Source organism: Streptomyces capparidis (assembly GCF_054782095.1).
The window spans coordinates 1-12044 of sequence record NZ_BAAGTD010000033.1; the positions used below are offsets into that span (position 1 = coordinate 1).

General features: G+C 74.2%; 7 protein-coding genes. 4 read left to right on the forward strand and 3 right to left on the reverse strand.

Annotated elements, in window-relative coordinates:
* On the reverse strand, positions 1-2509 hold a 2509-nt coding region (locus ACYVO2_RS24360; protein WP_461010098.1), incomplete at its 3' end, for an AAA family ATPase.
* A gap of 801 nt (positions 2510-3310) precedes the next feature.
* Positions 3311-4597: a glucuronyl esterase domain-containing protein gene (locus tag ACYVO2_RS24365; RefSeq protein ID WP_461010099.1), complete on the reverse strand. Its 1287-nt coding sequence runs from the start codon at positions 4595-4597 to the stop codon at positions 3311-3313.
* Between the two features lie 524 nt (positions 4598-5121).
* On the opposite strand from ACYVO2_RS24365, the gene ACYVO2_RS24370 reads away from it, so the two are divergent.
* Together ACYVO2_RS24370 and ACYVO2_RS24375 are read left to right on the forward strand one after the other, a co-directional pair.
* The gene (locus ACYVO2_RS24370; RefSeq protein ID WP_461010100.1) at positions 5122-5691 is read left to right on the forward strand and encodes a TetR/AcrR family transcriptional regulator; all 570 of its coding nucleotides are present in this window, start codon (positions 5122-5124) and stop codon (positions 5689-5691) included.
* A 124-nt stretch (positions 5692-5815) separates the two neighbouring features.
* A complete protein-coding gene (locus ACYVO2_RS24375) occupies positions 5816-6985 on the forward strand; it encodes a GDSL-type esterase/lipase family protein (protein WP_461010101.1) in 1170 nt (389 codons plus the stop codon).
* A gap of 24 nt (positions 6986-7009) precedes the next feature.
* Here ACYVO2_RS24375 and ACYVO2_RS24380 read toward each other — a convergent pair whose 3' ends face one another.
* A complete protein-coding gene (locus ACYVO2_RS24380) occupies positions 7010-10246 on the reverse strand; it encodes a glycoside hydrolase family 30 protein (protein WP_461010102.1) in 3237 nt (1078 codons plus the stop codon).
* Between the two features lie 234 nt (positions 10247-10480).
* Here ACYVO2_RS24380 and ACYVO2_RS24385 point away from each other — a divergent pair, with 234 nt between their 5' ends.
* Both ACYVO2_RS24385 and ACYVO2_RS24390 read left to right on the forward strand, forming a co-directional pair.
* Positions 10481-11254: a hypothetical protein gene (locus ACYVO2_RS24385; RefSeq protein WP_461010103.1), complete on the forward strand. Its 774-nt coding sequence runs from the start codon at positions 10481-10483 to the stop codon at positions 11252-11254.
* Between the two features lie 9 nt (positions 11255-11263).
* Positions 11264-11896, forward strand: coding sequence for an AAA family ATPase (locus ACYVO2_RS24390; RefSeq protein WP_461010104.1), 633 nt, complete (start codon positions 11264-11266; stop codon positions 11894-11896).
* The last annotated feature ends 148 nt before the right edge of the window (positions 11897-12044 follow it).

Sequence of the window (12044 nt, forward strand, 5' to 3'; positions counted from 1 at the left end):
CGCCGCACTCCGCGGCGAGCCCGGCCGCGAGCCGCAGCACGGCTTGGGCGCGCGCGGGGTGCCCGGCCGCGCGGTGCTCCCGGCCCAGGTCGCCCAGCGCCCGGGCGAGGTGGAGCTTGTCCCCGCAGGCCCGCAGGCTGTCCACGGCCTGTGTGAGCAGGCCGACGCGGTCGGCCGGGGCGGCGGTGGCGGCGAGCACCCGCAGCGTCATGCCGCGGGTGCGCGGACGGTCGTCCCGGACCAGCATCGCCTGCCGGTGGGCCAGCGCGGCGGCCTTCTCGGTGTGACCGAGGGCCAGGTGCGCGTACGCGGCCCCGATGCGCCAGGGCACCACGGACGGCGGGTCGAACCCCCACGCCGTCATCGTCGTGCCGCAGGAGGTGAAGTCGTTCAGCGCGGCGTGCGGCTGCCCCGTCTCCGCGTGGTGCCGGCCCCTGGCGTAGAGGTAGAACATGCCGAACCGGCTCTGGAAGACGGCCTGCGGCAGTGGCACCTTCAGGTGGGCAGCGGCCGCGGTGTGGTCACCGGTCTCCGTGGCCGCGTGCACCAGCACCGACAGCGGGGCGGCCGCCACCGTCCCCCACCCCTCCAGGGGCACCCGGGCCAGAGCGGTCCGCGCCAGCGCCGCGGCCCGGTCCAGGTCGCCCTGCCGCAGGGAGATCTCCGCCCGCAGGGCGGCGAAGTGGCCCTCCCACATCGGCACCTTCTGGGCCCGGGCCTGCTCCAGCCAGTGGTCGCACCACCTGCCCGCGTCGTCCAGCCGGTCGGCGTACAGCAGGGCGGCCACGCCGGCGCGGAGCGGCACGTAGCTGCGCTGGTCCAGGCGCATGCTCCACATCGCGGCGTCGGCGTCGGCGACCGCGGTGCCGTCCGGGCCCTCACCGAGCACCTGGACCAGCGCGGCGGTGACCCGCACGCGCGGGTCGCCACCGGGCGCCCGCGGCGTCCGCCGGTCCTGCCCGGCGCGCAGCTTCTCGTGGGCGCGGAGCGCGGGGAAGGTGACGAACATCAGCTCCCTGGACAGGTACTCGTCCATCGCGGCCGCCGTGTCGTCGCCGGTGTCCTGCCCGGCCAGCGCCAGGGCGTCCACCGCCTCCTCCGACTGGCCGAACCACAGCAGATACCTGGCGATCATGAGTGCGTGCCTCGCCGGGAGCCGCCCGTCCCTGAGCATGTGGGCCAGGTCCGCGGTGTGGTGCCGGCACAGGGCGGGGTTGAGCAGCCACGCGGTCCTGGCGAGGTCCAGCTTCAGCTCGGCCCTGACCGGTTCGTCCGCGCAGACGCGCAGCGCCAGCTCCAGGCAGCCGTGGGCGTCGGCGAGCCGGTGGTCCGCCGCCAGTTGCTCCGCGGCCGAGCGGAGCACGCCGACGGCCCAGGGGGCGGAGCCCCGGTCGGCGGCGACCAGGTGCCTGGCCACGGCGATCGGGGGCGCCCCGTTCGCGTACAGGATCCCGGCCACCTCCGCGTGCAGTTGCTGGGCCCGCCGCGGCGGGATGGTCCGCAGCACGGCCTCGCGGACCGCGGCGTGCCGCAGGCGCCTGCCGTCCAGGAAGCCGTGGGCGGTCAGCCCCCGCATGTAGTAGTCCACGATGTGCGTCTGCTCGCCGAGGAGCCGGGCGACCGTCTCCGGGTGCAGGTCGTCCTCGTCGAGCAGGGCCAGCGCCTGGGCGGTGTGCAGCAGCCCCGGGTCGTAGCGCTCCATGATGCTGAGCGCGACGTCGACGAACGCGCTGCCCAGGACCACGTCGGTGACGGGTTCCGCGCTGCTGCGCACGTCCTCCAGCAGCGCCCGGACGAGCAGGGGGACGCCGAGGCTGACGGCGTGGAACTGCCCCGCGAGCCGCCTGGCCGTCATCCGGTCCAGGTGCTCGCCGAGCATCGCCTCCACACCGTCCCGGCTCAGGGCCGGCAGTTGGATCCGGCGGTAGTCCGGCTGGCGGAGCAGTTCGGCGCGCAGCGGCGAGTGCGCGGGCAGCAGGTCGCACTGGGACATCACCAGGGCGACCCGGGAGCCGGGCACGGCCCTGAGAAACAGCAGCAGCCACTGCCACGACGGCGGGTCCAGATAGTGGACGTTGTCGATGCAGATCAGCGTGGGCCGCTCCGCGGCGGCCGCCAGGATCGCGGTGGTCACCCGGTGCAGGTGGTCGGCCGTCTCCGGGTCCGGCTCGTCGCGCTGCCGGTGACGGCCGGGGGCGGCGGGCGGCTCGGCACCGCCGAGGGAGCGGAGCAGCTCGGCGACGTCCTCCTCGGGGAGCACCGGCGCGCCGGGGCCGCGCAGCAGGTGGCCGAGCGCGTGGCCGGGCAGGGACCGGTCCTCCCAGGCGATGGCCGCGGTGAGCACCCGGAAGCCCGCCTCCGCCGCCCGCTCGGCGACTGCGCCGAGCACCGCGGTTCTGCCGCACCCGCCGCTCGCCGTCACGAGCGCGCAGCCGCCTCTGCCCCGCGCCGCCCGGTCGAGCAGGTCGTACAGTTCCCCCAGTTGCTGGTCACGTTCGGCGAGGCGCATTGCCTGTCCTCTCCTACCTCGGCTGGCCATCAGAGGCGGTACCGCGCGGCGTCGGCGGTGCGCCCGGGGCGCGCGCCGTGTCCTCCCGTCGGCTCGGCCGGCTCCCGCACACGGGGGCGCACCGAGCGGCAGCATGCGTCGCCTCCCTGGGCGGATCGGTTCGTCGACGGGGACACGCGCGGCCCCGGGCCGGTCACCGGGACCGGTCGCCCGTACCGGTCGCGGGCAGATCGTGCGAGCCGCCCGCGACGGCCGGACGGCCGGCGGTGCGCCGCGCCCCTGACCGTTACGGAAATGCGGTGGACGATGACCATAAGCATCTCCATGGCCATAAAGACTCGATCACCGATCGCTTCCGAGTGGAGGTTTCACCAGCTCAACCCGGTCATCGCGGGCACGCGGGGCGGGGGCGGCCACCGTTCGCGAACCGGGACCGGGGTTGGTGTGGGGCGGCACGTGGACGGGCGGCATCGGGCACGGCCGGGCGCGCCCGGAGGGCCGCGCGGGCCCCGGACCGGGCCCGAGCCGGCCGGGCGGCCGGTCCCGGCTCGCCCTCGATGGACCGGCCTTCTGACGCAGCGACACCTGCCTGCACTCGACGCGTGCCTGCACTCGGCGCCGGCCTGCACTCGGCGCCGCAGGCCGGCGGCCTCACGGGCCCGAGCGTGGCGAAGGCCCCCGCACGGGGGCCTTCGCGGTGCACGGAATGGCCGGGCACCACGGGGTGCGGTGGGTGCGCGGGGCACCCACCGCACCGCGTCGGCGCGGGGCCGTCACATCGGGCGCCCGCCCCGGCCGGGGTCAGCCGGTGAGGGTCGGGGTCTGCCAGTTCCGCCACTCGGACAGGTTGCCGGACTTCCTGCTCGAGATCCGGAACACCCCGGGGTCGCTGCCCGTCCTCAGCAGGAACTTCTTGATGTTCTGCTGCAAGGGCGTCCGCCATTCACCCCTGACGGCGCAGTGGCCACCGTCCTGGATGTCGGACCAGTACGTGATGTTGCTCCCCGCGCCGAGCGCCTTGTAGACCTCGGCTCCGCCCAGGGCCGCCACGCTTCCCGACCTGGCGCCCAGCCAGTCGATGTGGGGGTTCTCCATGATGAACAGCCCGCGCGGCGCGACCATGCCCACGATGTGGTGGGTGTCCACCGGAAGATTGGCCGGATTGCCGGTGAAGGAGCCGAACGCGTCACCCAGCCAGGGCTGCTCCGAATAGCCGCTGCTCAGCGGCTGAGCGCCGCTTTCCCCGGGAATTCCGCGGAATACCGGGGCACCGGCGGTGCCCGACTCGATGGGCATGGTGAGATCGATGCGCTGGTCGAAAGCGCCGATCACGAATGCGCCTTTCCCGTACCGCGAGCATCCCGTGACGCCCATCGCGTCGGCTTTCAGGATTCCGCCGCCCGACTGCTCGATGACGTCGATGACACGGCTCGCCCCCCAGGCCCACGCCATGAGCAGCCCTGTGCTGCTGGACGAGCCGTGGATGCTGTAGAACGCGCCCTGCTTGTTGTTCCGCGGGGTCCCCTCCCTGCCGACGGCGAGGGGGTCGTAGTGGATGACGGCGGCGCCGGACGCCTTGATGGTGGCCGTGTCCGCGCCGAATCCGCCCACGACGAGGACGGCCGGGAAGGGCCCGGAGCCGCTGGGCAGCTCGACCCTCGCGGAGAAGCTCGCGCTCCTGCCCTGGTCGCTCACGTTCACGGTGATGTTGGTGTTCGACACCGTGCCCGTGACACTCGCGGGCTTCCGGTGCTTCTCGCCGTAGACGTACCTCTCCGCGAGCTTCTTGATCTCCGCCCGTCGGCAGCGCCAGTCGGACTTGGCGGTGATGCGCCTGCCGTCCATCTTCGTGAACGGGTCGGGCAGCCTCGGGTTGGCGGTCGGCGCTCCCGGTTCGGGCACGACGCAGTCGACGCCGTCGTCCTCGACGCGGGGGGCGGCCTGCGCGGCGGGCGCGGTGCTGTCGGCGGCTCCGGTCCGCGCGCCGGGGGCCGCGGACGCCTGCGCGCCGAGGGTGGTGGCCGTCAGTCCGGCGACAGCCGCGAGGACGACCGCCCACACTCGTGGCCGATGTCGATGGATGCGCATGGTTGGGGGACCTCCGATGGGAAGGCGCGCGGTCGGCGGCGACGGCCGCCTGCCGGACGGCATGGGGTCGCGGACCTGCCGCTGCGCGCCGGAATGGTGGGAAGTGCGCCGGACCGCGTGGTGATCGAAGGCCGCTCCCGGGGCTCAACCACGGACCGGGGGCCGTTCACGGATGTGGGAGCGCTCCCACAGTATGAAGGGGCCCGGTGGGCGGCAACACCCGGAACCGAGGGCTCCGAGGTTGGCCGCTTTTCTCCCCTGTCCACCCGGCGATCACGGCCCTCTCGGGCGGGGGCCCGTGGCGCGCTTCCGGCCGCCGGGGGCTCGCCCGCCGCACCGGGGGCGGACCCTCCGCCTTCCGACACGCCGCGCCGGGCGCCGACCCCACGCGGCGGACCGCACGCCGGACGACAGACGGCAGACGGCAGACGGCAGACGGCAGACGACACCTATCCATCAACGTGATTTGCCTACAAGCTATAGGTAGATGCATACTCGATTTAGGCAACAGAGAGAGGGCAGCCATGGCACGCGCAGGGCTCACCGCCGAACGCCTGGCCAGGGCGGGCGCGGAGCTGGCCGACGAGGTCGGCTTCGAGCAGGTGACCGTCTCCGCGCTCGCCAGGCGGTTCGGCGTGCAGGCCGCGAGCCTGTACTCACACGTCAAGAGCTCCCAGGACCTCAAGACCAGGATCGCCCTGCTCGCCCTCGAAGAGCTCGCCGACCGGGGCGACGCCGCGCTGGCCGGGCGGGCCGGCAAGGACGCCCTGGTCGCACTGGGGGACGTCTACCGCGACTACGCCCGGGAGCACCCCGGCCGCTACGCCGCGGCCCGGCTGAGGCTCGACCCGGAGACGGCCGCGGCCAGCGCCGGTGTCCGGCACTCCCGGATGACGCGGGCGATCCTGCGCGGCTACGACCTGGCGGAGCCGGACCAGACCCACGCGGTGCGGCTGCTGGGCAGCGTCTTCCACGGCTACGTCAGCCTGGAGCTGAGCGGCGGATTCAGCCACAGCGCCCCCGACTCGCAGGAGAGCTGGTCACGCGTCCTGGACGCCCTCGACGCCCTGCTGCGGAACTGGCCCGCGGCCTGACCCGGGCGCCCGCGGCAGCCGGAGCCCTCTCTCTATCCCCCCGCACGCACGCACGCGTCCGCGAAGCCGGACGGCGCCGGACCGCGCCGCACCCTCCGACACATCCATTCAACAGGTGAAGGCCATGCACCCCACGCACCACTGGATCACCACGCCCGTCACCGCCGACCTCCTGCGCGGCGCCCTCGACGTGGAGCGCACCGAGCGCGGCGTGCTGCCGCACCGGCTGCCCGCCTGGGCCCGCGCCCAGTGCGCCGACGGGCAGTTGGCCATGGCCGAGTCCCAGCCGTCGGGGGTGCGGCTGGCGTTCCGCACCCGGGCCACCGCCGTCGAACTGGACGCGCTGCCCACCAAGCGGGTCTACGTCGGCGTCCCGCCCCGCCCGGACGGCGTGTACGAGCTGCTGGTGGACGGCCGCCCGGCCGGCCGGGCCGCTGTGGCGGGCGGCAGCACCCTGACGATCGACCTGACCGCCGGGACCTTCGAGCACCGGCCCGGGCCGGTCGGTACCCTCCGCTTCTCCGGCCTGCCCGACGCCGCCAAGGACGTCGAGATCTGGCTGCCGCACAACGAGACCACCGAACTCGTCGCCCTGCGCACCGACGCCCCGGTCGAGCCCGTCCCGGACCGGGGCCGCAGGGTGTGGCTGCACCACGGCAGCTCGATCAGCCAGGGCTCCGACGCCGCGAGCCCCACCACGACCTGGCCCGCGCTCGCCGCCCGCCTCGGCGGCGTGGACCTGGTCAACCTGGGCCTGGGCGGCGGCGCCCTGCTCGACCCGTTCACCGCCCGCGTCCTGCGGGACACCCCCGCCGACCTGATCAGCGTCAAGATCGGCATCAACCTGGTCAACAGCGACCTGATGCGGCTGCGCGCCTTCACCCCGGCGGTGCACGGCTTCCTGGACACCATCCGCGAGGGCCGGCCCACCACGCCGCTGCTGGTGGTCTCGCCCATCCTCTGCCCCATCCACGAGGACACACCCGGCCCCGGCGCCCTGGACCTCGCCGCCCTCGGCGCAGGGGTGGTCCGCTTCCGGGCCACGGGCGACCCGGCGGAGCGCGCGAGCGGGAAGCTGACCCTGGGCGTGATCCGGGAGGAGCTGGCGCGGATCGTGGCGCAGCGGGCGGCGCGGGACCCGAACCTGCACTACCTCGACGGCCGCGAGCTCTACGGTGAGGCGGACTTCGCCGAGCTGCCGCTGCCCGACGGGCTGCACCCGGACGACGCCGCCCACCGCCGCATGGGCGAGCGCTTCGCCGAGCTGGCCCTCACCCGCTGGATGGCGGGATGAGGGCCGCTCGGCGGCGCGGGGGCGTCACCGGCCCGTGGGCGGCCCGAGCTGGTGGAAGGCGTCCAGGACGAGGGTGCCGCTGACGACCTCGATGGTCACCGTGTGCCGCCCGTTCCGCAGCGAGGACAGGTGGTAGGGGACGGCGCGCTCCCCCGTCGCCACCACCTCCAGGCCCTCGGCGACCGGTTCCCCGTCGACGTGGACGTCGATGACGGCCTTGGTGCCGGCGCCGTCGACGGCGAACCCGGTGCCGCGGAACGGCACGGTGAGCCTGGCTCCGGCGGTGCCGGTGGAGCGGGTGCGGTACAGGAACGCGTGGCCCGCGTTGACGGCGTGCGCCCAGGAGCCCTGGGGACCGGAGAACCGCACCCGCGCGTCGCCGTTGTCGAGCCGTTCCGTGGCGTAGGGCGCGTACCCGGGGATCGCGGTGACCTCGAGGTTGTCGAAGCGGTTCTGGTGGAAGCCGCTGGAGATCACCACGCGGCCGGCCACGGTCCGGTCGGACCGGTCCACGTACTCGACGACCTTGACGCCGTCCAGGTAGCCGACGTAGTGGTCGCCGCGCAGGTCGAGCCGGATGGTGTGGGTGGCGTCCGGGTCGAAGTCCGGGACGGTGCCGCTGAGCAGGGTGCCGTTGGCCGGGTCGGGCCGGCCCGGGGTCTCGGCGGGGAACCGCCTGGTGTCGCCGCGCTTCTGGAGGCCCCAGGTGCCGTCGGGCTGCACCACGAAGCTGATGCCGTCGCGCACGTCTCCCCCGCTGCCGCGGGCGTTGCGGCCGCCGAGCGCCACATAGTTCTCGTAGTGGGCGTCGGGGTCGGAGTCGACCTTCTTCGCCGGGTCGTACGGGGTCCGGTCGAAGGAGAAGTCCAGGCTGGCCGAGTAGTTGGCCCAGTGGTCGTCGCCGAGCAGGGTGTGCGGGTACCCGTTGCCGCCGTACCGCCACAGGCCGGGCTTGACGGTGTAGTCGATGGCCTGTTCCAGGTAGTTGCCGCTGCTGGGGCCCTTGCCCTCGGTCCTGACCTCGAACGCCCCGCTCATGTCCGTGGTGTAGCGCGGAGTGCCACCGCGGCGGTCGAGGTAGTCCAGGCGCGGTCCGGCGGCGCGGCAGGCGTTGCGCCCCGGGTCGGTGCCGGGCGCGCAGCGCTCGTAGTCCCAGGCGGTGGTGGCCGGCCGGTACCCGGCGTACTCGAAGTCGTCCCGGTACAGCAGCCCGCCGGGCCGGCCGACGTCGAGCACGGTGCGCCGGTGCGGCTCGGAGGAGCCGGGCTCGTAGGAGCGCACGCCCTTGACCGTGGTCACGGTGGAGATGGAGTGCGGGGCGAGGGTGACGGTGAAGGTCCGCCCGCCGGCGGTGGCCTTGGCCGGGACCCGGCCGGTGTCGCGGAACCAGTTGGCGTCGTACGCCTCGCCGGCGTCGGGGCCGCGGGTCTCGAAGCGGGTCAGGGCCCTGTGCTGGGCCGCGCCCATGTTCTTGAGGGTCACGGTGACGGTGACCGGCTCGGCGGTGCTGTTGGTCAGGACGGTGGAGAAGTCCTTCTTCTCCGGGTCGGCGAGGGTGAGGCGGTTGACGCGGGTGTCCTGGATGCCGTCGCCCGCGGTCCAGCCGGTGCCGTAGGACGCCCCGCCGTCCACGTACCGCCACGCCCGCTCGTGGCCGGTCTCGGCGAACGCCGTGAAGTGCCGGACCATCTGCACCCCGCTGTCCAGCTCGTACCACCCCGACCACGGGTCGTGCGCCCCGACGAGCTGCTTGGCGCTGTAGGTCCCGTTCTGGTAGAAGGCGCTGATCGCGGGCTGGAACAGGTAGCGGGTCTGGCCGGAGTCGGAGGGGAAGGCGCCGTTGCCGCCGTCGCTCCGGCCGGCGTTGTGGTACCCGAAGATCACCCGGTTGGCGATGTCGAGGGAGCTCTCGCCGCCGGTCAGCCCGCCGTCGCCGGAGAGGGTGACGCGGTTGCGGGACATGGCCATGGGCGCGATGCCCTCGGAGTACCAGAACTCCTTGGCGTAGACGTTGTTGAGGATGCGGATGGCCCGGTCCGCCGCGGAGTGGTAGTGGATGGAGACGGCGTCCACGCTGGTCAGCAGCTCGGCCGGGTCGAGGGGGCGGCCGTCGATCCCGGTGGTGGGCTCCCTGGGGTCGCCGATCGTGTAGTGGTACGTCGTGGAGTCGCCCTCGGCCGGCGGGTGGACCACGCCGTCGGAGCGCGTCCAGCCGTCGTACTCGCGGCCGGGGAACACCACCCGGTAGACCTTGCCGGTGACCGCGCCGGCGCCGGTTCCGGTGGTGTGGTCGCCGACGTACTCCACGTCGTGGGCCACGTTGGTGTACAGGCCGTCCTCGGTGACCGGGTGCTCGGGGTCGGCGTCGTCGGCGTCGATGCGCACCGGCTCGTCCAGCCGGTCGATGCGGGCCACCTCGTCCGCGCTGAGCACCCGGACCAGGTCGCCCGCGAAGCCGCGGCCCTTGATCTCGTCCGCGCCCACGAACTTGATCGTCCTGGCGTAGTCGTAGCGCGGGCGGTTCTCCGGCCGGGAGTCCTCGGCCAGCCGCTGCTCGAAGTGGTCGAGGAACGGGAGCACGTCCGTGCGGTCGTAGTCCTCGTTCTTGCCGATGCCGACCCAGTCGACGCGCATCCCGTAGGTGTCGTGGACGGCGTCGATGGTCTTCTTGTACCAGGCGTACCTGGCCTCGAGCTTCGCCTTCAGGCCGCCCTTGGCGGCGTCGGCCACCCATCGGGGGTCGGCCCAGCGCAGCATGCTGACCTCGATGTCGGGGTTGATCGACTTGGCGTCGGCCGCGAAGTGCCAGCCGGCGCCCGCCAGGACGTCCGCCTGCTCGTCGGCGGCGCGCATGGAGGCCGGCTCGGTGCCGGAGGAGGTGTTGGTGTCCGAGCCGAGCTCGACCTTGACCTCGGTGAGTCCCATTCCGGTCTTCGGGTTGAACAGGGTGTTCAGCAGCTCCCAGTACCGGTCGGGGTGCTCCTCCTTGTAGTCCAGGAGGAGCCGCGAGGTGTTGTTGCACGAGACTGCGCCGAACCCCTTGAACACGTCGGCGGGGTTGGGGTTGACGGCGTCGCCGTCGATGGTGAACGCCTCCTCCACCGCCACCGTGCCGCCGGGCGCCGCGGCCGTACCCGCTGCGGCCGTACCCGCCTCGGCCGGGCCCACCTCGGCCGTCGCCCGCGGCGCGCCCAGCCCGCACAGTGCCAGCGCGCACACCGCAGAGGTCGCCAGGGCGGCCCGCCCGAGTCTGCTCACCATGGAAGCCCCGTTCCCGTAGTGCCGGAGAATGGCCCTCCCGCCGTGGGGGCGAAGGGCACGGTCACACTACGACCGGGTTCGACCGGCTGACAGCACCACCAACCTCGATCGATCAGAATCGATCAACAATGAACACGCGGTGCGGTCGGCGGCCCCGCGCCGCGGAGGAGCGGGGACCGTCCGTGCCCCGCACTACCCTGGCCCGCGGAACAGGACGGCGGGGAGGCGGCGGAAATGACGGAGCGGGACTTCCGGGTGGGCGACGTGCTGCGCGTGTCCTGCCCGTTCACCCCCGCCCGGGTGACGGGGGTCCGCCGGGGCGAGGTGGTCCTCCGCTGGCCGTGGTGGCGGCAGGACCCCGACTGCGCGTGGATCGAGTGGGACGGCGACGTGGTCCTCGAACACGGCCCCGACCGGCCCGGCCGGCCCGTGGAGCTGTTCCGCGCCGACCCGCCGCTGGAGCGGCTGCGGCCCGGTGACGCCTGCCGCGTCGGCGTGCCCCCGACCGTGGTGCACGTCACCGGCGTCGAGCACTTCGACCCGCCGCTCGAGACGGGGCGACTGCCCCGGCCCTGGGGCCTGATGACCGTGCTGACCGCGGGCCGCGAGCCGATCCCCGGGGCGGAGCAGTGGGAGTCCGGCGGGCCCGATTACGCCGTCCACCTCGGCGACGGCATCCCGTTCGCCTTCGAGCCGCTGCTGCGCCCGTACGCGTTCCTGGCGCCGGGCGACGAGGTGGCCGACGGGGACGGACGGGCCTGGCGCTTCGACGGGCCGTGGACCTGGCACCCGTACGACGGCCGCGGGCCGGGCGCGCCCGCGTGGCCGCTGACCCTGCTGACCCGCGGCGGGAGCCCGCTGACGGACCCGGCGGACACGGCGACGGTGGCGTCGGCGACCGCCGCGGGATCGCACGAGACCGAGGCGGAGCGGTGGCGGGCGCTCACCCGGGTGCGGCCCGCCGCGGCCGATCCGGGGCCCCAGCCGTGCGGCGGCGTCCCCCGATAGGGTCGGCGCATGCTTGTCTGGATCAACGGCCCGTTCGGCGCCGGCAAGACGCAGACCGCGTACGAGCTGAGGCGGCGGCTCCCCGGCAGCGTCGTCTGCGACCCGGAGGAGGTCGGTTTCGGCCTGCACCGCATGACGCCCCCGGCGCTGCGCGGGGACTTCCAGGACTTCCCGGCGTGGCGGCAGGGCGTGTACGAGGTGCTCGACATGGTCCTCGGCAGGCACCGCGGCACGGTGATCGCGCCGATGACCGTGGTGGAGCCCGCCAACTTCCGGGAGACCGTGGGCCGGCTGCGGGAGCGGGGCCACGACGTGCGGCACTTCGCGCTGCTCGCCGACCGGGAGACCGTGCTGCGCCGGCTGCGGGAGCGCGGCCTCGGCCACGTGGCGGGGTTCCTCGCCGGGAAGGACGCGCCGCTGCGCCGGGAGAGCTTCGCCGTGTCGCACCTCGACCGCTGCCTGGAGCGCCTGCGCGGGGAGGAGTTCGCCGAGCACGTGTGGACGGACCGGCTGACCGTGCCCCAGGTCGCCGAGCGGATCGCCGCGTCGGCGGGCCTGACCCTGACCCCGGACACGGACGGCGCACTGCGCGGACGCCTGCGGCGGGCGTGGACGGGGGTGCGGCACATCCGGTTGGTGTGAGCGGGGCGGGGTTCCCGGGGCAGGCCGGGTGGGACCGGGGACCGGCCGCCCGCCGGTCGGTCGGTCGGTCGGTGGCATTCCGTCAGGGTGGCCGGCGGGCAGGCACGGCGAACGCTCGGGAACGGCGCATTCACGCCACGGCGGGAGT